Origin of the sequence: Streptomyces sp. NPDC001904, from assembly GCF_040297005.1 — a bacterium.
GTDB lineage: Bacteria > Actinomycetota > Actinomycetes > Streptomycetales > Streptomycetaceae > Streptomyces.
The window spans coordinates 199,701-223,995 of record NZ_JBEOYI010000006.1; the positions used below are offsets into that span (position 1 = coordinate 199,701).

Genomic DNA, 24,295 nt, shown 5'->3' on the forward strand with positions numbered 1-24,295 from the left:
GCTAGATGGCGCTCATATGCTAACCCGCCCGCTCAGAGGCCCGAGCCCCAGGTCCGCGAAGCGCTCACCGATGCGCCGGTGGGTGGCCGCGTCGGGGTGGATGTCGTCCGGCAGGGGCAGCTCCGCGTGGTCGGCCTCGCCGTAGAGGTCGAGACCGTCCACGTAGTGAAGGTTCGGATCGTCGGCCGCGCGCTGCTCGACGATCCGGGCCAGCTCGTCGCGGATGGTGCGCAGGGTGAGCTTCCCCAGGGCGACCTCGGCGGGGTCCCCCATCGCCTTGAACGTGACGCGGCCGTCGGCGGGGTCACCGAAATCGGGGGCGCTGGGTCCGGGGGTGTCCTCGTGGACCGGGCAGAGGATCGGGGAGACGACGAGCAGCGGGGCCGTCGGGTGCCCCTCGCGGATCGTGTCGAGGAAGCCGTGCACGGCCGGGGTTAAGGCGCGCATGCGCATCACGTCGGCGTTGACGATGTTGATGCCGATCTTGACGCTGATCAGGTCGGCGGGGGTGTCGCGCACGGCGCGCGCGGTGAACGGGTCGAGCAGCGCGGCGCCGCCGAAGCCCAGGTTGATCAGCTCGACACCGGCCCGGGACGCGGCGAGCGCGGGCCAGGTGGTCGTGGGGCTCGCGGCGTCGGAGCCGTGGCTGATGGAGCTGCCGTGGTGCAGCCAGACGGGACGGTCCGGCGCGGGCGCGGCCTCGACGGGGGCGTCGGCGCGCAGGGCGACGAGTTCGGTGGTCTCGTTGTGCGGCAGCCAGATCTCCACGTCCTTCAGGGTGTCGGGGAGATCGGTGAAGCGGAGCGTGCCGGGCGTCCCGGGTGTGCGCTCGAAGGTGCCCTCGGTCATGTCGATGGTGAGCGTGTGGCCGCCGCTCACGCTGTCCTGTCCGGCGAGCCTGCCGTCGACGACGAGGTCGTACAGTCCCTCGGCGCGGGGCAGGGCACCGACGTAGACGCGCTTGGTCGGCAGCGTGTCCAGCTCGATCGCGGTGGCGCGGGTACGGAAGGCGAGACGGACGCCCGAGGGCTGGGACTCGGCCATGGCGAGCTGCCCGTCGGTGTTCTGGGCGCGCGCCCACGCGGGGAGCCGGTGCGGCAGGAGACCGAGGGGGGTGCGCTCGACGTCGAGGGCGCCGCGCAGCAGGTCGGCGGTGAGCGGGACGGTGATCAGGGGGGTGGTCATTTCTTCTCCTCGGGCCAGTTGCACAGCAGGGCGTCGAGCGCGTCCAGGGTTCGGGTCCAGGTCTCGTCGGAGTCGGGGGCGCTGTGGCTGAAGCCGCCGCCCATCTCCAGGCTCACGTAGCCGTGGAAGACGCTGCCGAGCAGGCGGACCGCGTGTGTCTGGTCGGGTTCGGTCAGGTCGTAGCCGCGCAGCAGGGCGCGGGTCATCTGCGCGTGCCGCACGCCGGCGCTCGCGGCGGCGGTCTCCGGATCGAGGCGGAACTGCGCCGCGGCGTAGCGGCCCGGGTGTTCACGGGCGTAGTCGCGGTACACGTTCGCCAGGGCGGTCAGGGCGTCCTTGCCCGACCGGCCCGCGAGGGCGTCGGCAGCCCGGTCGGCCATCTCCTGGAGGGCGATCAGCGCGATCCGGGTCTTGAGGTCGTGCGAGTTCTTCACGTGCGAGTACAGGCTCGCGACCTTGACGTCGAAGCGCCGGGCGAGCGCCGACACGGTCACCTGCTCGAAGCCGACCTCGTCGGCCAGCTCTGCCCCGGCCCGGGCCAGCCGTTCCGCGTTGAGCCCTGCGCGCACCATGGCCGCCCTTTCCGAAACCATCTGTCACTTCAACCTTGACCATTATGCATTTGCCTAAACCCTTTAGGCAACTTAGCCTCGTGTTCATGAAGCCATTGACCGAGACAGACATCCGCGGCTCCTTCGTGAACTGCAGCAAGGGCGAGGCGAAGCGCCTGTCCGTGCCGCGCGATCTGGCGGAGCACCCGTGGGAGGACCTCGACTTCTTCGGCTGGCGCGACCTCCAGGCGCCGGACCGCGCCTATCTGGTGGCGGAGATCGACGGGCGGCCGCGGGGCATCACCTTGCGGGGCGCGCAGTCGGCGATGTCCTGGCAGACACGGCGCAGCATGTGCTCGATGTGCGTCACGACGCACACGGGCGGGGTCGCGCTGCTGGTCGCGCCGAAGGCGGGCAAGGCCGGGAAGCAGGGCGACTCGGTGGGCGCCTACATATGCAGCGATCTGGCCTGCTCGCTCTACGTGCGCGGCCTGAAGGACGCGGGGGCCGGCGCCCGGATGCACGAGACGCTGACGCCGGAGGAGAAGATCGAGCGGACCGTGGCGAACGTCGCGGCGTTCATCGCGAAGGTCACCGCCTGAGCGGCGAAGGCCACCGCCCGGATCGCGAGGGCCACCGCCCGGTCGGTCCCCCCGAGTGTCAGTCCTCCCCCGAGCAGCAGCCGGTCACGGCCGTCGTCCGGCAGAAGCACGACGCCTCGACGGGCACGTCGGCCAGCGCGGTCGCGAGCGTCAACTGCTGGGCGACGATGCGTGCTTCGCCCTCCCGTCCGAGCCGTACCAGGCATTCGCGGAAGCCGTGCAACGCCCAGACGTTGCCGGGGTGCTGCCGGGCACGCGGCACGGTGTCGTCGAGTCCCAGGTCGGCACGGTAGACGGCCTCGGCCTCCGCGACCCGGCCCTGTTCGAGCAGGAGCGCCCCGAGCGCGTGGCGGGACGGCTGCATCCAGCCCCAGGGTTCGTCGTAGGGCAGGGTGTCGTCCAGCTCCACGGAGCGGCGCAGGGCCGCGAACGCCTCCTCCACGTCCCCCTTGCGGTCGGCGAGTTCCCCGTCGAGCATCTGCGCGGCGATCGCCAGGATGTCGGCGCAGGTGTTGTTGAACAGCATGCGGGTCTCGGGGACCTGGGCGCGCGCGGCACGGAAGAGGTCCCGCTCGGCCTCGGCGTCCTCGACACGGCCGGTGGCCGCGAGGGCGACGCCGCGCGCGTAGTGCAGCATGGCGGTGGTCACGCAGTACAGCTTCGGGTCGTCGGGCAGCGGCAGGCCGAGCAGTTCGGTCCAGCGGCCGAAGCGGACGAGGGCGTGCACCCGCATCGCGACGAACCCCTCGAGCCAGTCGGCCATGGGCGGGCTCGGCACGCGCAACAGCTCTTCGGGGACGGCCTCTTCGAGCCGCCGCACCGTGTCCATCGCGTCCTGCCGGCGGCCGAGGAACATCGCGCCGTAGAGCTTGAAGTGGAGGTTGTGGCACCGGTACAGGGTGTAGAAGTTCAACTCCCCCGCCCTCGCGCGGTACTTCTCGTCGGCCGCGATCGCCGCCGTATTGTCGGTGAGCACCCGCCGGTAGTCGCCGCACAGGACTTCCAGGTGCGAGGGCATGTGTTCCAGATGCCCCGCGTCGGGCACCAGGCCGCGCAGCCGGTCACCGGCCGGCAGGGCCACCTCGGGGGTCGGGGACATCTCCATCAGGTGGATGTACGCGTGCAGCAGCCCGGGGTGGTGGGCACCGGCGGGTCCGGCCATGGCCCGTTCGATGACCTCGCGCGCCTCGACGGTCCGGGCGCCGGGCGCCGGCTGCCCGGTGCGGATGTCCCACAGCTGCCAGGGCGTGAGGTTCATGAGCGCGTCGGCGTGGAGGGCCGCCACGTCGAGATCGTCGGGGGCGAGCCGGTGTACGGCGCGCATGCGGTCGGCGTATGCCGTGTTCCAGACGGCACACTCCTCGGCGGAGTCGGCGACGGCCTGCGGATAGCGGGCCCGCAGCGCCTCGATCAGCTCCCGCTCGACCGGGCCGACCTCGGTGCTCCGGGCCTTGTCGAGGGCGCGCTGCACGGCGGCGTGCGTCCGCTCCACGGTCTCGGCCAGTTCCCGGGCGTCGAAGAACTCCCAGGGCTTGTTGTAGTTCGGGCCGAGTGCGTAGGCCAGTCCCCACTCCGCCATGGCGCACTCCGGGTCGGCCGCCGCGGCCGCCTCGAAGCAGCGGACGGCCTCCTCGTGGTTGAAGGCGTACGTCCAGTTCAGACCGCGGTCGAACCAGGTCTGCGCCGCGGTGGACGTCGTGGTCACGGGACGGGTGTGGTGGCCGAGGTCGAAGTAGTCCTGGTGGTCCATGCGCGGCGCTCCTCGTCACGGTCGGGGCCGTACGCCCCTGCCCCTGTCCTACCGGGACGGCCGCTCGGGTACCAGCCCGCCGCACCGCTTCGCGGAGCGTGAGGCCGACGGGCGCATGAGCCAGGCGCGCACGGGTAGCAGGAGCCACTGAGGTCGCCCCGGCACAGCCCGTGAGCAAGGTGTCCGAATAACGAACACCGCGTTTTGATCATCGGACGGTGCCCGCATACTGGGCCGATCTCGTCTCACATGACGGACCGCCGACCAGCCGCGGACCGCCCACCGGAAACCGTGTCCGCGGACCGTGGACGGTCCGGCAAGCGCAGAACAGGTACGACCTTGACCAGCACCCCCACATCCGTCGCCGACCGGCGTCAGGACGCCCAGGAAGCTCCCGACCCGGGTGCGGAGACCGGGCTCTCGCACGGGCTCAAGCAGCGTCACCTCTCCATGATCGCCCTCGGTGGCGTGATCGGCGCCGGACTCTTCGTCGGCTCCGGCGCGGGCATCGCCGCCGCGGGACCCGCCGTCGTGCTGCTGTTCGCCGCCGCGGGCGCGGTCGTCATGCTGATCATGCGGATGCTCGGCGAGATGTCGGCGGCCCGCCCGGCCACCGGCTCCTTCTCCGTGCATGCGGAGAAGGAACTCGGCGCCTGGGCCGGGGCCACCTCCGGCTGGACGTACTGGACGATGCTGTGCTGCGGCGTGGCGGCGGAGGCCACGGCGGCCGGGCAGATCATGCACGGCTGGGTGCCGTTCCTGCCCGCCTACGGCTGGGTCGCCGTCTTCATGGCGTTCTTCTGCGCGAGCAACCTCCTCGCCGTGCGCAACTTCGGCGAGTTCGAGTTCGTCTTCTCCGCCCTCAAGGTCACCGCGATCTGCGCCTTCCTGGTGCTCGGCGTGCTCGGCATCTGCGGTGTCTTCGGCGACGCCCCCGGCACGTCCAACCTCACCGGCGACGGCGGCTTCTTCCCCACCGGCACCACCGGGCTGATCGCCGGTCTGCTGACGGCTGTGTTCGCGTACGGCGGCCTGGAGACCGTCACCATCGCCGCCGCCGAGTCCGACAAGCCCCGCGAGAACGTGGCCCGCGCCGTGCGCACCGCCGTCTGGCGCATCGCCCTCTTCTACGTCGGCTCCATGGCCCTGGTCGTCGTCCTGGTTCCCTGGGACAAGCCGTCCGTCGCCACCGACGGCCCGTACGTCACCGTCCTCGACCAGCTCGGGATCCCGGCGGCCGGCACGATCATGCAGGTCGTCATCCTGGTCGCCCTGCTGTCCGCGATGAACGCCAACATCTACGGCTCGTCGCGCATGGCGTACTCGCTGGTGAGCCGGGGCCTCGGGCCGCGCTTCATCGTCAGGGTGACCCGCGGTGTCCCGATGGCCGCGGTCCTCGCCTCCTGCGCCTTCGGCTTCTTCGCGGTCTTCGCCGGCATCTGGTGGCCCGACACCGTCTTCACCTGGCTGATGAACACCACCGGTGTCGCCGTCCTCGTCGGCTGGGTCTTCATCTGCCTCACCCAGCTGCGGATGCGCCGCCGCCTGGAGCGCGAGTCGCCCGAGCTGCTGACCGTGCCCATGTGGGGCTTCCCGTACCTGACCTGGGTCGCCCTGCTGGCGATCGCCGGCGTGTTCGTCGCGATGGCCACCACCGACAGCGGCCGCGACCAGCTGTACGTCTCCGCGGTCCTGGTCGGCGCGCTGGCCCTGGGCGGGTACGTCAAGCAGCGCAAGGACCTGCGGGCGACCGCCTGATCCGTCCCGCCACCCGAACCGTCAGGGGCGTCCCGTCAGCCGGGCGCCCCTGACCGTCATGTGAGACGGGATTCTCACCTTCCGCTCCGGTCCTTAGAGTGGCGCACATGTTCGGACCCGCCCGTCAGCTGGCTCTCGCGCTCTTCGCGGCAACGCCGTGGAGCGTCGACGACGCGCTCTGTCGCCGCTGACGCCCTGCCGCGCCGTGCGCGCGGCCCTCTTCCGGTCCGTCCTTTCCTCCCGCCTCCCCGGAGTCCTCCCTTGACCACCGCCCCCGCGGCCGGGGCGCCGCCCCGCGCCGGCCTGCTCTCCCCCGCTCCCACCTCCGCTCCGGCGCCGGGCGCCGAGACCGCCCCGCCGGTGCGGCGCGTGCCGCTCGCCGTGGCCGGTGTCGTCGGCGCCGCGCTCGTCGCGTACGTGTTCGCCCGGCACGGCGCCAAGCCGGGCGTCCTGCTGCTGCTCGGCACGGGGCTCGGCTTCGCCCTGTTCCACTCCCGGTTCGGGTTCACCTCCGCCTGGCGGCAGCTGGTGGCCGTCGGCAACGGCGCGGGGCTGCGCGCCCACACCCTGCTCCTCGGCACCACGGCGACCCTCTTCGCGCTGATCATCGGCACCGGCAGCGGGCTGTTCGGATCGGTGCCCGCGCCCAGCGCGGGCCCGATCGGTGTCGGCCTGCTGATCGGCGCGTTCCTCTTCGCGGTCGGCATGCAGCTGGGCGGCGCCTGCGCCTCCGGCACCCTGTTCGCCGTCGGTTCGGGACAGAGCACGATCGTGCTCACCCTCTTCGGCTTCATCACCGGATCGACGCTGGCGGCCTGGCAGTTCGGGCTCTGGAGCGATCTTCCGGCGTTCGATCCCTACGTGCTGTCCGACCACGTCGGCTGGTTCGGCTCCTGGGCGGTGACGATCGTGGCGCTCGCCGTGGTCTGGTACGTCGCGCGCGCCGTACAGGCCCGCCGCAACCCGCCGCCGATCGGCACCCCGCCGTCCGCGCGCGGCGCGCTCGCCCGCACGGTGCGGGGTTCCTGGCCGCTCGCGGCCGGTGCCGTCGTGCTCGCCGTACTGGGCGCCGGTGTACTGCTCGTGTCGGGCGGCGCCTGGGGCATCACCAGCGCGTTCGCACTGTGGGGCTCGAAGCTGGCCGGTCTGCTCGGCGCCTCCCCGGAGACCTGGGCGTTCTGGCAGCAGCCGGGCAGCTCCGCCCAGTTGGCGGGGCCGGTGCTCGCCGACAAGAACAGCCTCACCGACATCGGCATCATGGTCGGCGCCGCCGTCGCCGCGGCGGCCGGCGGGGTGTGGAAGCTGCACCGCGGCATCCCCGCCCGCACGGCGCTCGCGGCCGTCGTCGGCGGTGTCCTCATGGGCATCGGCGCGCGTCTGGCCGGCGGCTGCAACATCGGCGCCTACCTGGCCGGGATCGCGTCCGGCTCCCTGCACGGCTGGCTCTGGGGCGGCATCGCCCTCGTCGGCACCTGGGCCGGACTGCGCCTGCGCCCCCTGTTCGGCCTCGGCAACCCGAAGCCGACCGACAGCGTCTGCTGACGCGGACACGTCCTCGTACGGGTACGGGCGTTCAGTACCCGGCGACGACGAGATCGGCGCGCTCGCGCGGGCGGGTGGCGGCCACGTAGTGCTCCTCGGCCGCCCGCCAGCGTGCCTCCCAGTCGAGGGGCCCGTGGTCGTGGCCGCGCTCGCGCAGCCGCCGCATGGACTCCTCGGGCGGGGTGTCGACGTACACCAGAAGGTCGTAGAACCCGGCGAGTTCGGGGCGCGCCGTGTAGACGCCCTCGATCACGACGATGCCCGTTCGGGCAACGGTGTGTGTCTCTTCGGGGGCGAGCTCACCGCTCCCCCAGTCGTAGCGGCCGTACCGGGCGGCGTGGCCCGATGCGAGCGGGAACAGCACCTCGTCGCGCAGCCGCTGCCAGTCGAAGTAGCGGTCGCAGCCCTCCGCGGGGGTGAGCGCGGCTCGTTCTTCCCGGTCCATCGGCCGGTAGAAGTCGTCACCGTGCACGACCGCGGCGCCGCACCGCTCGGCGAGAGCGGCCGCCAGGGTCGACTTGCCCGAGCCCCCCATACCGTCGAGGGCGACGAGGGCGAACCCCCAGCGGGTACGGGCGGGCAGGGCAGCGGCCACTTCGTCGGCGGCTGTCCGGATCGTCGTCATGGGAGATCATCGTGACCGATCGGGCGTGCGCAGGGAAGGGTTCGGGCCGCGGGTCCTCGGAAACGTAGCCGCCTCTTCCCTCCAGCCGGTTGACTGATCCCATGAACACGGTGCCCCACCAGCCTCCTCCTCCCCCACCGTCCGCACAGAACACATCGTCCGCACAGAACACGCAGCACCCGCAGAGCCCTCCCGCCCCGCAGTCCCGGGGCCACATGATCGTGTGCGGTGACGACGCGCTGGCCGAGCGGCTCGCCGCGGAGCTGCGCAAGCTGTACGGGGAGCAGGTCACCGTGGTCGTCCCCGGCTCCCCGGGCGACGGCGTCGCCGGACGCGTCGCCCCGGCGGCCCGGGCCCGTGCCGCCGCGCTGCTGGCCCGGATGCAGTCGGTGCTCGGCCGCACGCCCGACCCGGACGAACCGGCGGCGCCCCCGCGCGTCCAGCAGGCGGCCGTCCTCGACGAACAGGCCTTCGCGGACGCGGGGGTGACCGAGGCACGGGCGCTGGCGCTCGTGCACGACGACGACGAGATCAACATCCGGGCCGCGCTGGTCGCCCGGCGGCTCAACCCGCAGTTGCGCCTGGTGATCCGGCTCTACAACCGCAGCCTGGGCCGCCATCTCGCCGATCTGCTCGACCAGGCCGCGGCGCTGTCCACGCCCGGTCTCGACCCGGAGAGCCTGGACAACTCGACCACGGTGCTGTCCGACGCCGACACGGCCGCGCCCGCGCTGGCGGCCACCGCCGTCGCCGGGACCAGCAAGATCGTCCAGGCCGACGGGCTGCTGCTGCGCGCCGTCGAGCGCACTCCGCCGGGGCCGGGCCAGGTCCCCGATCCGGGGCTCGCCACGCTCGCCCTGCTGTCGGCGACCACCAACGACCCGGCGGGGTCGGAGGGTTCGGACTCCGACGACGGCCGGGACGGGCCGCGGCTGCTGCCCGACGACGCCACCGTGGCCGCCGCGACCGGGCGCGGCACCGTCGTCCTGGAGACGATCGCCCCCGCCGAACGGACCGCGCCGAGCTGGTCGTCGGCCACCCGCGGGATGCCGTTCGGCTCGTTCTTCTCACGGCGGCTGCGCTGGTCGCTGTTCGGCCTGACGGCCAGCGTGCTCGGTCTGGCGATCGCCACCTGGGCCACCGGCGACATGCATCCGCTGCGCGCCGGCTATCTCACCCTGCTGGACCTTTTCGCCATCGACGACCCGGCCATCGGCGAGCCGACGGCCCGCAAGGTCCTGCAACTCCTCACCGGGCTCGCCGGGTTGCTGCTGCTGCCGGTGCTGCTGGCCGCCGTGCTGGAGGCGCTCGGTACCTTCCGCACCTCCGCCGCGCTGCGCCGACCGCCGCGCGGTCTGTCCGGGCACATCGTGCTGCTCGGGCTCGGCAAGGTCGGCACCCGGGTGCTGTCCCGGCTCGGTGAACTCGGCATCCCCGTGGTGTGCGTGGAGGCCGACCCGGAGGCGCGCGGAATCCCGCTGGCGCGGAGCATGCGCGTGCCCACGGTGATCGGTGACGCGGCGTCGGACGGGGTCCTGGAGGCGGCCAAGATCCATCGCGCGGCCGCGCTGCTCGCCCTGACCAGCGTCGACACCACGAACCTGGAGGCGGCGCTGTCCGCCCGTGCGCTCAAGCCCGATCTGCGGGTGGTGCTGCGTCTGTACGACGACGCGTTCGCCGCCGCCGTCTACCGCACGCTGCGGGCCGCGCACCCCCGCGCCCTGACCCGCAGCCGCAGCGTGTCCACGCTGGCCGCGCCCGCCTTCGCCGGGGCCATGATGGGACGTCAGATCCTGGGCGCCGTCCCGGTCGAGCGGAGCGTGCTGCTGTTCGCCGCCCTGGAGGTGGCGGGACATCCCCAGTTGGCGGGGCGCACCATCGCGGAATCGTTCCGGCCGGGGCACTGGCGGGTGCTCGCGCTGGACGCCACGGAGCCGGCGGAGCGCCGCCCGGATCTGTCCGCGGGCCCCGAGGACGACGAGAGCGCGCCCCGCCCCACCGGTCTGGTGTGGAACCTGCATCCCGGCCATGTGCTGCACCCGCAGGACCGGGTGGTCCTCGCCGCGACCCGGCAGGGCCTGGCCGAACTCCTCGGCCGCAGCCACTCCCCGAACCGGGCGGATCAGGCCTGACGCGGTCCGGGACGGACGGTGCCCTGTCGTCAGCCCACGCGCGGCGGCCAGTTGCGGATCCCCTTGGGGCGCGGCGGCGCGTAGGTGCGTACCTTCGACGTGCTGAGGCCGAGGCGTACCAGGGACTCGGCGATGGTGACGGCGGCGGCCACCCCGTCGACGACGGGGACGCCGGTGCGGGCGACGACCTGTTCCGTCAGTCCCGCCATGCCGCCGCAGCCCAGGCAGATGACCTCGGCGCGGTCCAGTTCGACGGCGGCGGCGGCCTGTTCGACGATCGCGGCGACGGCGGCGTCCGGGTCCTCCTCCAGGGCGAGCACGGGCAGCCCGCTGGCCCGCACCGAGGCGAGCCGGTCGGTGAGGCCCGCCAGCTTGAGCCGGTCCTCGATGAGTGGCACGGCCCGGTCGAGGGTGGTGACGACGGAGTACTTGTGGCCGAGGAACTGGGCGGTGCTGGCGGCCGCTTCGGTGATGTCGACGACGGGCACGTCGAGGAGTTCCTGGAGGCCCTCGCGGCCGTGCTCGCCGTAGCCGGCCTGGATGACGGCGTCGTACGGCTCGCGGTAGGCGCGCACCTTCTCCATGACGGCGACGGCGGCGAGATAGCTCTCGTAGTTGCCCTCGCAGGACTCGGCGCCGAAGTCGGGGGTGAGCGGGACTATTTCGGTGCCGGGCGCGGCGACGGCCTCGGCCTGCCGGCCGATGCTCTCCGTCATCGATGCGGTGGTGTTGACGTTCACTACGAGGATGCGCATGGGGGTTCTCCAGAAGGTCGCCGGGGTGCGGCGGTCACTCGGCGGCGACGGCGATCGGTTCGCCGTCGACGTGGTCGTAGGTCTGCGTGCGGTCGCTCACGAGCCAGTAGAGCCCGGCGGCGAGCAGCGCGCCGATGAACCAGGAGAAGCCCGAGATGCCGGAGAAGGAGGGGACGAGGGCGACGATCACGGCGCAGCCCGCGGCCGGGACGAAGGCGCCGATGGCCCTCGGGTTGACGCCGCGCCGGTAGTGGTAGGTGCCGGCCGGGTCCTCGGTGTACAGGTGCGGAACGTTGATCTGGGCCTTGCGCAGCAGCCAGTAGTCGGCCATGACGACGCCGAAGACGGGCCCGAGGAGGGCGCCGAGGCCGCCGAGGAAGTAGGTGACGGCGACCGGGCTGTCGTACAGGTTCCACGGCAGGATGACGAGTCCCACGACGGCGCTCACGATGCCCGCGCTGCGGAAGTTGAGGTGCCGTGGGAACAGGTTGACCAGCATGTACACGGGGGCGACGAAGTTGGCGAGGAGGTTCACCGCGACCGTCAGCATCAGCAGGGCGAGGCAGGCCAGGGCGAGCAGGGCCGTGCTGGGAATGGTCCGCACGATGTCGGTGGGGCTGGTGATGACCTCGCCGTCGAGGCGGAACTGGGCGCCGCTGAGCACGGCGGCGATGGCGGCGAAGAACAGCATGTTCACCGGGATTCCGATGAGGTTGCCGCGCACGATGGCCCGCTGGGAGGTCGCGGAGCGGGTGAAGTCGCAGAAGTTGAGGACGAACGTGCCGTAGACGACGACCCACAGCGCGGCGGCCTCGAAGATGTGCAGCCACTGGGCGCCGCCGGTGAAGTGGGTGGCGCCGCTGAGCGCGATCGACCCGTCGGCCTTGACGAACATCCACACCGCGAGCGACAGCATCGTGACGAGGACGGTGGGTGCGGCGATCGCCATGTAGCGGCGGATGACCTGCATCCCGAAGCTGACGATGAGGACCTGCACCAGCCACAGGGCGAGGAAGGAGATCCAGCCGAGCGTGGACAGGCCGAGGAAGGAGTTCGTGTCGTACGTGGCCACGCCCGGCCAGAGTGCCTTGAGGAGGGTGCGCAGCACCTGGGAGGCCAGGTAGGTCTGGATGCCGAACCAGGCGATGGCGACGGCTCCCCTGACGATGGCGGGCAGTTGGGAGCCGCGCACCCCGAAGGCGATCCGGCTCATCACCGGGAACGGGACACCGGTGCGGTGTCCCATCCGTCCGGAGAGGGTGAGCAGCGCGAACAGCAGCACCGAGGCGATGGCGAACGCGATGAGGATGTCCCACACGCTCATGCCGAGCGCGAAGAGCCCGATGGCGAAGGCGTAGTTGCCGAGGCTGTGCACGTCGTTGCCCCAGAGGGTGAAGACGTTGTACGCACCCCAGCTGCGGCCCTGGGTCCTGGTGGGGGCCAGGTCGTGGTGGTAGAGGCGGGAACTGATGTCCACGCCGCCCGCCGTCAGGGGCTCCGGGGCCGAGGGTGGGGTCCGTTGCTCAGCAGTGGCCATCGAAGACCCCTCCCGTTCCGCTATACGAAATGAAACTTCCGTCGCTGCGGACTGGACGTTACGGGTGGGGTTTTCAGCAGGTCAACAGATTCCGGCCGGAGATCACTTGGTGAAAAACGCCATACTGCACGGGTCTTGCGTGTGTGATCACCCAACGCTTAGTGCGCCAGAAGCTTCAGGACGTCCTCGGTCGTCCCGGTTTCTCCCAGACGCGGGAAGATCCGCTCGACGCTGCCGCGGTGCGCCTCCGGATCGAGGTCGGTCATGGCGTCCGTGGCGAGGGTGACGTGGTAGCCGTGCTCGTGGGCGGCGCGGGCGGTGGACTCCACGCCGATGCTGGTCGCGACACCGGTCACGACGACCTGGGTGATGCCGCGGCGGCGCAGGTGCAGGTCGAGGTCGGTGCCGTAGAAGGCGGACCAGTTCCGCTTGGTGACGGTGATGTCCTCGGGGTGTCCGGCGAGCACGTCGACGATCCGGTCCCAGCCGTCGGGCGGGGTCGTGGCGCGCGGTGCCTGCTCGGTGCGGCCCGGGACCATGTCGCCGCCGTCCGCGGCGAAGGAGACGCGGACGAGGACGACGGGGAGGCCGGCGGCGCGGAAGGCGTCGGCGAGCCGCACGCTGCGCTCCACGACGTCGGAGGTGGCGTACGGGGCGCCGGGAATGCCGACCACGCCGTTCTGGAGGTCCACGACGACGAGTGCGGTGCGGGGGTCGAGGGTGGTGAGGGGCATGCTGAACTCGCTTTCCAATGAGGGGGGGTTGTTGCAGAGGTGTGGCGGAGAAGGTCTCAGGTGTCGCGGCCGACGCGGGCGAGCGAGCGGTCGGCGACGCTCGCCACCAGGCACAGCGCGGCCACGCCGATCAGCAGCCAGGCCATGCCGTGCAGCCCGGAGCTGGTGGCGCCGTCGCGGAAGAACGCGGCGTTGGCGGCGGAGGCGAGCAGGGCGCCGAGGTAGGTGAAGGTGCGCAGCAGCCCGGACGACGAGCCCATCCGGGCCGGGTCCGCCTGTGCGTACAGCGCGTTCTGGTTGGCGAGCCCGATGAGCCCCTGAGGGACGCCGAAGAGCAGGCCGACGACGGCCAGGAGCCAGACGGGGCTGTCGGCCCCCAGCGGCAACAGGGCCGCACAGCCGATGAGTTGGACGACCGCTCCGACGGCGAGCTTGCCGCGGACCTCGCGGCGGCGGCCGGTGAGGACGGTGACGGCGACGCCCATGGCGGACATCGGCAGGAGGAGCATTCCGGCCTGCGACGCGCTCAGCCCGCGCCCTTCCTGGAGCCACTGTCCGTAGCCGTACAGGAAGGCGTACGACGTGGTGTACGCGAGGAGTTGGCGGCCGTAGGTGGCCAGGAGCGGGGTGTTGCCGCGCAGGACGTGCAGGTCGATGAAGGGCTCGGCGACGCCGTGCTCGCGGCGGACGAATGCGGCGCCGGCGGCGAGTCCGAGGACGGGCAGGTACCAGTGCGCGGGGTCCGGCTCCATCAGGAACAGCATGAACGCGGTGAGCGCGGCGGCGAACAGCAGCATGCCCGGCACGTCCGTGCGCCCGGGTGCCCCCTTCGGCGCACCCTTGGGCAGTCGGCGGAATCCGAGGAACAGGCAGATCACGGACAGCGGCACGTTGATGGCGAAGATCAGGTGCCAGCTGCCGAGGCCGATCAGGACACCGCCGAGCGTGGGCCCGACGACGGCGATGACCTGCCCGGACGCGGTGAGGGCGGCGAGGATGCCGTTGGGGCTCCGCAGTCCGGTGCGCTCCGACTCGGTGCGCAGCAGGGACATCGAGGCCGGGTACGCGGCGGACGTGCCGAAACCGAGCAGGACCCGGGACAGGACGAGCACCCACAGGCTCGGCGCGAGGACGCCGAGCAGTCCGGCGGCGCCGACGAGGGCGGTGCCCATCAGGTAGAGCAGGCGCGGCCCGAACGTGTCGACGAGGCGGCCGATGACCGGCTGGCCGACGGCCGTGGCGAGATAGAGGCCCGAGACGAGCCAGGCGGTCTGCGACGGCGGGACGCCGAAGGCGTGGCCGATCGGGACCAGCGCCACCGCGAGCATCGAGGAGTTGATCGGGTTCAGGACCGAGCCCAGGATCATCGGCGCGACGAGCCGGCGGTCGAAGCCGCCCGGGTCGCCGGTCCGGGCCCGGTGGAGGCGCTCGGCTATACCGGTCACGCCTGCGCCACCTCGTCCAGCAGCTGCATGGCGGTGATCACCGCGCGCACCTGCTCCTCGGTGCCGTGCTCGTCCAGGGCGCGGGCGAGCCAGGCCCGGCGGGCCTCCCGGTCGTCCTGGCGCCGCTCCAGGCCGGGCCCGGTGAGCATGACGAGCTGGCGGCGGCCGTCGTGGGGGTCGGGGTGACGCTCGACGAGTCCGGCCTCCTCCAGGGCGATCACGGTCTTGGCCATGGACTGCGGCCGCACGCCCTCGACCGTGGCGAGGTCGCTCGCGGAGGCGGGGCCGATCTTGTCGAGGCGGGCGAGGACGGAGGCCTGCGCCGGAGAGAGGTCGCTCTCCCCGTCCAGGCCCCCGAGCAGGGACTGCAGCTTGCGGCGGAGGCGTCCGACCACCACCCACACCTCGGCGGCCGCCTGCACGGCGGCCTCGGAGGGTTCTTCCTTCTCGGTCATGCCTCCACCGTAGATCGGCAGCCCAGACTGCGCAACTAAGACTGCACAGTCTGGGCTGCCGAGGGAGGAGGGGGCCGGTCTACCAGGCGACGGGCAGCGCGGTGGGCCTGCGCAGCAGGACGCCCTGGTCCCACGGGAGAGTGGCCGGATCCGCCGTCAGGCGCAGGCGCGGGAACTCGGTGGCCAGGTGCGTGAGCACGGCCGTGATCTCCATCCGCGCCAGCGCGGCTCCCATGCAGTGGTGCATGCCGTAGCCGAACTGCAGGTGTCGGCGGCCCTGGCGGTCCGGGTCGATCAGCAGGGGGTCGGGGAAGGCCAGCGGGTCGCGGTTGGCGGCGAACGCGTCCGCGTAGACGACGTCACCGGCTCGTATCTCGCCCTCGCCGACCGCGACGGTCCGGGTGGCCACGCGCGGGAAGGTGGAGATGGTGCCGAGCGGCATGAGCCGGATCAGCTCGTCGGTCAGGCGCGGCGCCATCGCCGGTTCGGCGACGAGGCGTTCCCACAACGACGGCACGGCGAGCAGTGCGTAGACGGCCTTGCCGAGGACGGAGAGGATGTTCTGGTCGCCGCCGAGGAGCGAACCGAGCAGCAGTCCGACCAGTTCCTTGTCGCTCAGCGGGGGTTCCACGGCGTCCCGTCCGCGCTTGAACCGGTCGATCAGGCCGCCCGGCTCCACCGGACGTTCACCGGTGACCAGGTCGGTGACGTACCCGTAGACCTTCCAGAAGTGGTCCAGGAGGTGCGGGACGTCCGTGTCGGGCGCCATCTGCACCGTGCGGGCGTAGGGGCGGAAGGCGGCGATGTCCGCGACGGGCAGCCCGAGGAAATGACAGTTGACGGTGACCGGCAGTTGGTCGAGCACGGTGGCGAACAGGTCGGGGTGCTCCTGCGCGCGCAGCGCGGACGTGCGCTCGGCCAGGACCTTCTCGACGGTGGGGCGCAGTTGCTCCACGCCGGCCGCGCTGTAGTCGGACGTCACGACTCCGCGCATCCGGGCGTGGTCCGGCACGTCCAGGTTGAGCAGGAGTTCGGGCGGCATGATGGTGGGCAGGAAGCTCGGGCCGTCCTCGACGTTGGTCTCGGTCCGGGCGAAACTGCTGTCCGCCAGGACGCGGTGGACGTCGGCGTACGTGGTCAGGTGCACGGCGGCGTGGCCGCTCGGGAGCAGGACCTGCGGCAGGCCGCCCGGCGAGCGCTCCGCGGTCGGCTGGTAGGACGGGGCGGGATCGAGCCCGGGAATGGTGTCGATCCGCGCGCCGGTGTGAGTGTCCGTGATCGTCATGGCTTCCCCTCAGGGTCAGTAGATGCTGGGCAGGCCGGTCAGGCGCTGGAGGTCGGTGAGCGCCTGGTGGTTGTTGCGGAAGTGCACGGTGCGCCAGCCCGTCGCGGCGGCGGCCGCGCAGTTCTCCTCGAGGTCGTCGATGAGCAGGCACTCCTCGGCTCGCACCCCGGCTCTGTCGGCGGCGAGTTCGAAGATTTTCGGGTCGGGTTTGCGCACGCCGACCTTGCAGGAGTCGATCAGCAGATCGACCGGTCCGAGCGGCGCGATGATCCGCATCCAGTGCGGCTCCCACTCCAGGACGTTGTTGGAGAGCACGCCGGCGCGGAAGCCGTTGGCCTGCGCGTACCGGAAGGCGCAGATCATCGACTGGTTCGCCTCGATCCCGCTGAACCACTGCTCGCCGAAGGACGTGAGCCGGGCGCGGCCGAGGTCGATGCCGGGGTGGCGGTCTTCGAGCACGCGCGCGAGGGCCGCGCCCCACTCGGGTTCGCTCATGGTGCCGAGTTCGACGGGTGCCAGCGTCGGCAGGTCCAGTTCGGCGGCGACTTCCTTCATCGCTCCTTGCAGTTGTTCGGGCGTGATGCCGGTCTTGGTCTCGTAGGCGTCGTACAGCTCCTCCAGCGGCGGAGACAGGACTCCGCCGAAGTCGAACCAGATGACAGAGGTGGCCGGGGCAGACATGTGCGTCCTCAGTGACGGGTGAAGAGAATGGGCGTACGCGGGCCGGGACTTCGGGCACGGCAGTCACCGCGGCGGCCCGTACCGGGTGCGCGGGAAGGGGAGCTGGGCGCGAAGAGGCCCTCGAGCCGGCGCGGTCGACGCCGCGCGGCGAAGTGGTGCGCGCGGCGGTGTCAGCTCGCGCGCTGAGCGGGAATCCGGACCGCGCGGCCCACGGCGCTGGCGCAGCCCAGTGTGACGTCCGCGGTGGAGACGGTCTCCTGCTGGCGGAGCTCCATGCGCAGGGTGATCGCGTCGGCGTCGGGGTCCCCGACGAGCTGCGCGTGGCAGGTGGTGGGGAGTTCGAGCTCCGCGAAGCGGTTGAAGGCGACCTTGCAGCGGCTCATCGACAGCCGCAGCGGCGACAGGCCGAGAAGCTCGTGAGCGGCGAAGACTCCGGTCTGCCGGTACGCCTCGAAGAGCAGGGCGGCAGGTATGTGGTCGAGCGGGTGGTCGAAGAGGGCCGGGTGGCCCTGGTCGACGCGCAGCTTGGAGACGACCTCGTGGCCGAGGACGACCGCCTCACTGAGCACCACGTTCTGCTCGGCCGCGCGTCCGACCGCGCTCGGCGGGAGGCTGCCGCCGGATTCCGGCATCGCGTTCGGGAGGGTCAGCGTGGCGCGGTTGCGCTCCCGCAGCTTCGCCCATGCGTGGCCGGGCATCCACTGGATGGTCATGTCCATCGACGCGGCCTGCCGGTCGTCGAAGCTGAGCCGCATGCGCAGGGAGACACCGACGAGTTGGGCATCGCGGAACTTGCGGTGGGTGACGACGACGTCGATCAGCGCGTGTGCGGGCCGGTCACCGAAGCGCAACGCCTCGCTGTCCAGGATCCGCAGATCACCGGTGTTGAAGCTGAACTTCTGGTCACGGGGCACGTCCATGTGCGCGTGGGTGACGAGGATGGACGTCTGCCGGAAGACCTCCAGCAGCAACAGCGGGTCGTAGGACGCGGGTCCTGCGGCCTGATCGCTGTAGTAGCTGTGCACCCGCGGGAGTTGCGCGGCCACCCAGTACTCGCCTTCGTCCCGGCGCTGAGTGTCCGTCAGGAAGACTTCACAGACGGCGGCACGGTGCACCAGCCCGCGCGGGACGGTGGAGGCATAGGAGAGCTCGGGGCGGATGGTGTCAAGCATATTCGCTCCGTGTTCGAACGGGGTTAGGTTCGGTTTTGATCCTACACAGGTTCGATATTTTTAGAACACCGCTTATGTCACAGTGTCATGAACCGGTCGTAACAGAGGGCGCCCCTCGCGTATTTGACGGCCATAAGTACTGGTCACAGTGTTTTCGACCGCGTGCTCGCCGGTATCGCTTCGGTGGCGGGCGCGTCCGCCACCGAAGCGATGCCGGCTCTCACTCTCCGGACACCGAGGCCGCCACGGGCTCCCTCGCGCCGCCCAGCGGCGTGCCCAGCAGCCGGTTCAGAGTGCGCCGGAGAGACGCCTCGCCGACTGCTTCGACGGTGCCGGTCCAGGCGAGGTAGCCGTCGGGACGCAGCAGCAGCGCCGAGGTGCTCAGGTCGACGGCGCCGTCCGCGCTGTCCGCCCGCACGACGTCAAGCACGCCGTCCCGTTCGGCCGCCACCGCCTCCAGCGCCGGTGCGCCGGCCGACGGCACGAGCAGCACCGGGCGTCCGGCGTACAGCAGTTCCGCGACGCAGGTGTCGACGCCCTCGCGGCGCAGCGGCAGGTTGGGCAGGAACTCCCCACGGCATCCCGACATCCCGGTGCCGGCAAGGATGTCCTGGGCGCTGATCATGTCGCCGAGGTGCCGGGAGGCCTCCGGCGAGCGCAGCATGCCCCGGACGAGCGTGCGCAGCGGCTCGGCCTCCGGGCCCGGCCGCATCAGGTCACGCTGGGCCCGCGTGTTGTCGACGACGCCCCTGCCGGCCGGGTGCCGCTCGGCGTGGTACGTGTCGAGCAGCTCCTCGTGGGCCTGTTCGCGGACCACCGCGGCCAGCTTCCAACCGAGGTTGAAGGCGTCCTGAAGCCCGAGATTCAACCCCTGCCCGCCCACCGGGAAGTGCACGTGGGCGGCGTCGCCGGCCAGGAGGACACGGCCGGAACGGTACTGCCGCACCAGTCGGCTGTAGTCGCTGAAACGGCTGCTGAAGGTCAGCTCGGACATCGGGATGTCGTGGCCCGCGATGCCGCTCGCGGTGTCATGGAGCTCTTGCAGCGTCAGCGGCGCGTGCCGGTCGGGATCGGGGCCGGTGAACTCGAAGGTGATGACTCGGCTCGGGCCGCCGGGATTGACGTTGATGACCGTCCAGCCGCGCTCCGTCCGCTGCCATCCCGGCGGCGCCGCGTAGGGATCGTCGAGCCGGACCTCGCCGAGCAGCGCCCGCAGCGTCGCCGGATACTCGTCGCTCTCGAATCCGGCCGCTCTCCGTACGGCGCTGCGCGCTCCGTCCGCGCCCACGACCCAGCCGGTGCGGAGCCGGACGGACCGGCCGTCCGGGCCCGTGGCCGTGACCGTCACACCGTCTTCCTCCTGGACGAGGCCGGTGAACGCGTGCTCCCGCCAGACCTCCACGCCGAGCCCGCGGGCCCGCTTCTCGAACAGCCGCTCCAGGCCTGCCTGGGTGCGTCCGACGATCGGCGGGCCCTCCACGGCGGGCGCGGTGATGGAGAGCCCGGGCATCCCCGCGAAGTGGAAGGCGGACGTGACCGTGCGGTCCACCCGGCAGGCCGACGGCAGCGGCAGATGCCCCCGCCGGGTCAGCGACTGCACCGTACGGGCGTGGAGGGTGCCCGCCTTGGGCTGATCCAGGGTCCGGGGGTTCGGTTCGAGGACCAGGGTGCGCACCCCGTGCAGCGCCAACTCGGTGGAGAGGAGCATGCCGACCGGTCCTCCGCCGGCGATGATGACGTCGAAAGGGTGCGTTGTGCGGGTCACCTGGTGACGCTCCTTCGTCGTTTCGTACCGGCTCAGATCCGGGCGGCGTCGGCCGCAGCCGCCTCGTTCCGGCCCCGGCGGCCGAGGACGCCGATGACCGCGAAGAGCACCAGGCAGACCGCACCGAGGATCCACAGCAGGGTGTGGAACGACGCGTCGTAGGCGTCGGTGAGGAACCCGGTGAGCTCGTGCCGTACTCCCGGTGCGGCGTGCTGGGCCGCACCGGCGAAGTCGCCGCCGGCCGCCTTGCCCGCCACCTCGGAGGGCGCACCGGCGCCGGGGAAGTCGCCGATGCTGTCGCGCACCTTCGAGGTGAGCAGCGTCGCCAGCAGCGCTCCGTAGATCGCCACCGCGACCGCTTCACTGCCCAGACGCAGCGTGTTGAGGAAACCGGCGGCCATGCCGGCCTTCTCCTCCGGTACGAGTTCCAGTGCCTGTCCGTCGACCAGTCCGGCCGACAGCCCCATACCGGCACCGGTGATCAGCATCGGCAGGGCCACCACGCCGAGGGCCACGCTCGGGCTGAACAGGGTGAGGGCCGCGTCCCCCAGGACCAGGCAGACGAGGCTCGCGTAGATCACCGTCATGGGGGCGATGCCGCGCGCGACCAGCTTGGCCGCCAGCATCGGGCAGAGGAAGACGGGCAGGGTCAGCAGGACCATCAGGACACCCGCCATGCCGCTGCTCTCGCCGTGCACGGCGGTGAGGTAGCTGGGCAGGTAGGTCAGCAGCGTCACGAAGCCGAAGGAGGCGGCGACCGGCACCAGGCACAGGGCCAGGAAGCGCCGGTTGGCCACCACGCTCAGGTCCAGCATCGGCTGAGCGGTACGCCGTTCGACCACGACGAAGACAGCGAGCACCACGAGCGCCGCCGCGAACAGGCCGAGCACGCCGGCACTGGCCCAGCCCCACTGCGAACCCTGGACGATGCCGGTGATCAACAGGCCCATCGCCACGACGAACAGCAGCGAACCGGGCACGTCGACGCGGCCGCCGCCGGGCTGTTCGCGCAGCGTGCGGAACATGACCGGGACGGCGAGCAGCACCAGCGCCAGCGCGAGTGCGTGCAGCCCGAACACCCAGCGCCAGCCGAGCCCTTGGACCAGCAGGCCGGAGAGCGACGGGCCGAGGCCCACCCCCACGCCGGCGACCGTGCCGAACAGCGCGAACGCCTTGGCCCGGGCCGCTCCGCTGAAGACGGTGGACAGGATCGCGCTGCCGCACGAGAAGATGGCCGCTCCGCCGATGCCGGCGAGCGCGCGGGCCACGTCGAGCAGCACGACGGAGCCGGAGAGCGCGCTGGCCAGCGAGGCGACCGCGAAGACAGCGGCGCCGGCGGCGAACGCCCGCGCCCTGCCGATGATGTCGGCGACCGAGCCCCAGACGAGCGTGAAGCAGGCGAACGCGACGTTGAAGGCGTTCACCACCCACTGCAGCGGGGCCAGTGACGCGTGGGTGTCGGCGCCGATGCCCGGCAGCGCCACGGCGGTTCCGGAGATCGACATCGGCACGACGAAGACGGCGAGCAGGACCGCGAGAAGAGTGAGCCTCTGTCCGGGCGGAGCACCGGACTCCTGACCGGCCGGGATGGTGTCCGGGTCTGCGTGCGTGGTCATTCAACACTCCCTGCGCGGGTCGCAGCCCCGACCCGCCTAGGTTCGGTAATTTTCGAACCTTAAGTTGGCACACTCCAAGGTATGATGCAAGTAGAACCTAAGCAGTCTGCCGCCCGCACAGCGCAAGGGAGCCGCCCTCATGCCTGACTCCGAAGGTCACCCCGACGTGGACGAGATGGATTTCCGGACCGTCCTCCAGGCGTTGGCCGACAGCCTGCGTTACGAGGTGATCTCCACCCTCGTGCGCGAACCGCTCGGAACCGAACGCCACTGCACGTCCTTCGGACTTCCGGTGTCGAAATCGACCCGCAGCCACCACTTCCGGATCCTGCGCGAAGCCGGCCTGATCAGGCAGGTCGATCGCGGAAACAGCCGCATGGCACAGCTGCGAACCGCGGACCTTCAGGCCAGGTTCCCCGGGCTGGTCGACCTCATCCGCGACAACCCCAGCCGACTGCCCGAGCGGGAAACGCTGTCCGACACCGCCCAGTGACACGCCCGGACACCAAAGAACATCCGAGGGAGTTCACCCGTCAGAGGCGTGAGGGGAGCGCGGTGTCGCCGCGTCCTGTTCCGCGAGATGGCCGTCCATGGTGGTGTTCAGGTCGGCCATGAACGCCTCGACCCGCTCCAGGAATTCGGGCGGGTAGTGCGACATCGCGGCGTCGAGGCGGTGGGCGAGCGGGCCGAAGAACTCGTCCGCCCGCTCCTGGATGTGCCCGCCGCTGCGCAGCGTGACGACGCGCCGGTCGGAGTGCTCGCGGGCCCGCGTGATGTGCCCCGCCGCCTCCAGACGGTTCAGCAGGGCGGTGGTGGCGCCCGTGGACAGGGGGATGCGCTCGCTCAGCCGCGCCGGCGACAACGGCGTGCCGCGCTCCTCGGCGGCGGCGATCTCCAGGACCGCGGTCGCATCCGTGGAGTGCAGACCCAGCCAGGCGGCGAAGCGCCGACTGAGCTCGGCGTAGTGGCCGCCGTAGATCCTCAGTGACTCCATCAGCCGCTCACGCTGTTCCACGACACCGTCACGCACGGCTTCCTCCACGCCTCCGCCCTTCTTTCCCGGCACGCGGCCCACGCAGACCGCTTTGACAACCTACCGCTACGACTTTACCTTCACCGTGGAATTATTTCACCGTGGAGGTAACTGGCGTGCGTGATCCGTCCCCCAACCCTGCCGAGACGTCCGAGCCCTACCGGTGGCGATGGCTGATCCTGGCCGTGATGATCGTCGCGGAGATCATGGATCTCCTGGACGCCTCGATCGTCAACGTCGCCGGGCCGGACCTGGAGAAGTCCCTCGGCGCCGGTTCCGTCGGACTGCAATGGGTGATCGGCGGCTACGCCCTCACCCTGGGCGCCGGGCTCGTGCTCGGCGGGCGGCTCGGCGACCGCTACGGACGGCGCCGGATGTTCCTGGTGGGACTTGCGTCCTTCACCTCGAGCTCCCTGCTGTGCGCGGTCGCGCCGAACATCGGGTCGCTGATCGCCTTCCGCCTGCTGCAGGGCGCCGCCGGAGCGATGCTGCTGCCCCAGGGCCTGGGCCTGCTGCGGGAGAACTTCTCCGGCACCGAGCTCACCAAGGTCTTCGCGATCTTCGGTCCCGTCCTCGGCCTGGGCGGCATCATCGGCCCGGTCCTGGGCGGCTTCCTCATCGAGGGCGACTTCTTCGGCCTGGGCTGGCGGTCGGTGTTCCTGGTCAACCTGCCCATCGGCATCGCCGCACTGATCGTCGCCGCGAAGTTCGTGCCCAGGAAGGCGGGCGACCGCGCGGTACGGGTCGACATGACCGGCGCGGCCCTGGTCGTGATCTCCTGCGCTCTGCTGGTGCTGCCGCTGAACCAGGGGCAGGAGAACGGCTGGCCGTTGTGGACGTGGCTGTCCATGGCCGCCTCGGTGATCGGTTTCGCCCTCTTCGCCCTCCAGCAGCGCCGCACGGCCGCCGCGGGCCGCGAGCCGCTGGTGACCCCGGGCCTGCTGCGCAAGCCGGCCTTCACCGTGGGGCTCGGCGGCATCGCCCTGTTCTTCGGCGGGCTCATCGGCACCCAGCTCGTGCTGACCCTGTTCCTCCAGATCGGCCGGCACTTCACCGCCGGTGAGGCGGGGCTGGGCAACCTGCCCCTCGCGGTGGGAACCGCGATCGGCGGCGCGGTCAGCGGCGCGTTCCTCGCGGACAGGATCGGCCGCAAGGTGCTGCAGATCGGGCCGCTGGTCCAGCTGGCCGGCGCGGCCGTGCTGTGGTTCGAGCTCGACGGCCTGGACGCCGCCTCGTTCTCGATCTGGGCCATCGTTCCCGGTGTGGCGGTGGCGGGCGTCGGCGCCGGCATGGTGATCGCCGCCCTGTTCAGCTTCATCCTGGCCGCGGTCGACGACGACGAGATCGGATCCGCCTCCGGTGTCCTGTCGGCGGTCCAGGCCGTCGGCGGTTCCATCGGCGTCGCGGTCTTCGGCTCGGTGTTCTTCGCCCGGGCCGAGACCGGCGACTTCACCGGCGGCTTCCACCGCGCGCTGATCGTCCAGGCGTGCCTGCTCGTGGCCTTCCTCGCGATCACCTTCCTGCTGCCCAGAAAGGGCCGCCCCGAAGAAGAGCAGCACGGCATCACCCCCGAGGCGGCGGCCGACGACTCCGGCCCGCAGCAGCACCTCACCGTGTGAGCCCCGGCCGCGCTCGCCGAGCGGGAGAAGGGGGCGGCCCCGGAGCCGCGCCC

Annotated in this window: 21 protein-coding genes; 6 read left to right on the top strand and 15 right to left on the bottom strand. The window is 71.6% G+C overall.

The window, feature by feature from the left end:
• Window positions 1-12: 12 nt before the first annotated feature.
• The gene (locus ABT127_RS12365; RefSeq protein WP_351447734.1) at window positions 13-1,185 is read right to left on the bottom strand and encodes a GDSL-type esterase/lipase family protein; all 1,173 of its coding nucleotides are present in this window, start codon (window positions 1,183-1,185) and stop codon (window positions 13-15) included.
• The gene (locus ABT127_RS12370) at window positions 1,182-1,757 is read right to left on the bottom strand and encodes a TetR/AcrR family transcriptional regulator (protein ID WP_351448223.1); all 576 of its coding nucleotides are present in this window, start codon (window positions 1,755-1,757) and stop codon (window positions 1,182-1,184) included. Before ABT127_RS12370 ends, ABT127_RS12365 begins: the two co-directional genes overlap by 4 nt.
• An 86-nt stretch (window positions 1,758-1,843) precedes the next feature.
• On the opposite strand from ABT127_RS12370, the gene ABT127_RS12375 reads away from it, so the two are divergent.
• Complete coding sequence (locus ABT127_RS12375) at window positions 1,844-2,338, top strand: FBP domain-containing protein (RefSeq protein WP_351447737.1); 495 nt, start codon at window positions 1,844-1,846, stop codon at window positions 2,336-2,338.
• A gap of 58 nt (window positions 2,339-2,396) precedes the next feature.
• On the opposite strand, the gene ABT127_RS12380 is transcribed toward ABT127_RS12375, so the two are convergent.
• Window positions 2,397-4,088: a hypothetical protein gene (locus ABT127_RS12380; protein WP_351447739.1), complete on the bottom strand. Its 1,692-nt coding sequence runs from the start codon at window positions 4,086-4,088 to the stop codon at window positions 2,397-2,399.
• Window positions 4,089-4,427: 339 nt separating this feature from the next.
• On the opposite strand from ABT127_RS12380, the gene ABT127_RS12385 reads away from it, so the two are divergent.
• Together ABT127_RS12385 and ABT127_RS12390 are read left to right on the top strand one after the other, a co-directional pair.
• Window positions 4,428-5,846, top strand: a complete 1,419-nt coding sequence (locus ABT127_RS12385) for an amino acid permease (protein WP_351447742.1) — start codon at window positions 4,428-4,430, stop codon at window positions 5,844-5,846.
• 261 nt (window positions 5,847-6,107) lie between these two features.
• Window positions 6,108-7,388 carry a YeeE/YedE family protein gene (locus ABT127_RS12390; protein ID WP_351447744.1) on the top strand — a complete coding sequence of 427 codons (1,281 nt, stop codon included), beginning with the start codon at window positions 6,108-6,110 and terminating at the stop codon, window positions 7,386-7,388.
• 31 nt (window positions 7,389-7,419) lie between these two features.
• Here the strand turns inward: ABT127_RS12390 and ABT127_RS12395 are convergent, their stop codons facing one another.
• Window positions 7,420-8,013, bottom strand: a complete 594-nt coding sequence (locus tag ABT127_RS12395) for a uridine kinase family protein (protein WP_351447747.1) — start codon at window positions 8,011-8,013, stop codon at window positions 7,420-7,422.
• Window positions 8,014-8,228: 215 nt separating this feature from the next.
• On the opposite strand from ABT127_RS12395, the gene ABT127_RS12400 reads away from it, so the two are divergent.
• Entirely contained in the window at window positions 8,229-10,145 is a 1,917-nt protein-coding gene (locus tag ABT127_RS12400; RefSeq protein ID WP_351447750.1) for a potassium channel family protein, read from the top strand.
• Between the two features lie 29 nt (window positions 10,146-10,174).
• Here ABT127_RS12400 and ABT127_RS12405 read toward each other — a convergent pair whose 3' ends face one another.
• From ABT127_RS12405 to ABT127_RS12450, 10 genes are all read right to left on the bottom strand, one after another.
• On the bottom strand, window positions 10,175-10,900 hold the full coding sequence (locus ABT127_RS12405) for an aspartate/glutamate racemase family protein (RefSeq protein WP_351447753.1): 726 nt from the start codon (window positions 10,898-10,900) through the stop codon (window positions 10,175-10,177).
• A 34-nt stretch (window positions 10,901-10,934) separates the two neighbouring features.
• Window positions 10,935-12,437, bottom strand: coding sequence for an NCS1 family nucleobase:cation symporter-1 (locus tag ABT127_RS12410; protein WP_502971688.1), 1,503 nt, complete (start codon window positions 12,435-12,437; stop codon window positions 10,935-10,937).
• Window positions 12,438-12,595: 158 nt separating this feature from the next.
• Entirely contained in the window at window positions 12,596-13,171 is a 576-nt protein-coding gene (locus tag ABT127_RS12415) for an isochorismatase family protein (protein WP_351447758.1), read from the bottom strand.
• 56 nt (window positions 13,172-13,227) lie between these two features.
• Window positions 13,228-14,538, bottom strand: a complete 1,311-nt coding sequence (locus ABT127_RS12420; protein ID WP_502971693.1) for an MFS transporter — start codon at window positions 14,536-14,538, stop codon at window positions 13,228-13,230.
• 74 nt (window positions 14,539-14,612) lie between these two features.
• Window positions 14,613-15,071 (bottom strand): MarR family winged helix-turn-helix transcriptional regulator, encoded by a 459-nt coding sequence (locus tag ABT127_RS12425; protein WP_351447764.1) that lies wholly within the window; start codon window positions 15,069-15,071, stop codon window positions 14,613-14,615.
• A gap of 79 nt (window positions 15,072-15,150) precedes the next feature.
• Window positions 15,151-16,356 (bottom strand): cytochrome P450, encoded by a 1,206-nt coding sequence (locus tag ABT127_RS12430; protein ID WP_351447766.1) that lies wholly within the window; start codon window positions 16,354-16,356, stop codon window positions 15,151-15,153.
• A gap of 15 nt (window positions 16,357-16,371) precedes the next feature.
• Window positions 16,372-17,037 (bottom strand): HAD family hydrolase, encoded by a 666-nt coding sequence (locus ABT127_RS12435; RefSeq protein ID WP_351447769.1) that lies wholly within the window; start codon window positions 17,035-17,037, stop codon window positions 16,372-16,374.
• Window positions 17,038-17,207: 170 nt separating this feature from the next.
• Window positions 17,208-18,209: a ScbA/BarX family gamma-butyrolactone biosynthesis protein gene (locus ABT127_RS12440; protein ID WP_351447772.1), complete on the bottom strand. Its 1,002-nt coding sequence runs from the start codon at window positions 18,207-18,209 to the stop codon at window positions 17,208-17,210.
• 220 nt (window positions 18,210-18,429) lie between these two features.
• Window positions 18,430-19,974: an FAD-dependent monooxygenase gene (locus ABT127_RS12445; protein ID WP_351447774.1), complete on the bottom strand. Its 1,545-nt coding sequence runs from the start codon at window positions 19,972-19,974 to the stop codon at window positions 18,430-18,432.
• A gap of 32 nt (window positions 19,975-20,006) precedes the next feature.
• Window positions 20,007-21,590 carry an MFS transporter gene (locus tag ABT127_RS12450; protein ID WP_351447777.1) on the bottom strand — a complete coding sequence of 528 codons (1,584 nt, stop codon included), beginning with the start codon at window positions 21,588-21,590 and terminating at the stop codon, window positions 20,007-20,009.
• A gap of 139 nt (window positions 21,591-21,729) precedes the next feature.
• Here ABT127_RS12450 and ABT127_RS12455 point away from each other — a divergent pair, with 139 nt between their 5' ends.
• The gene (locus tag ABT127_RS12455; RefSeq protein ID WP_351447780.1) at window positions 21,730-22,083 is read left to right on the top strand and encodes an ArsR/SmtB family transcription factor; all 354 of its coding nucleotides are present in this window, start codon (window positions 21,730-21,732) and stop codon (window positions 22,081-22,083) included.
• A 33-nt stretch (window positions 22,084-22,116) separates the two neighbouring features.
• Here ABT127_RS12455 and ABT127_RS12460 read toward each other — a convergent pair whose 3' ends face one another.
• On the bottom strand, window positions 22,117-22,584 hold the full coding sequence (locus tag ABT127_RS12460; RefSeq protein ID WP_502971694.1) for a MarR family winged helix-turn-helix transcriptional regulator: 468 nt from the start codon (window positions 22,582-22,584) through the stop codon (window positions 22,117-22,119).
• A 155-nt stretch (window positions 22,585-22,739) separates the two neighbouring features.
• On the opposite strand from ABT127_RS12460, the gene ABT127_RS12465 reads away from it, so the two are divergent.
• A complete protein-coding gene (locus ABT127_RS12465) occupies window positions 22,740-24,242 on the top strand; it encodes an MFS transporter (RefSeq protein WP_351447785.1) in 1,503 nt (500 codons plus the stop codon).
• Window positions 24,243-24,295: the final 53 nt, after the last annotated feature.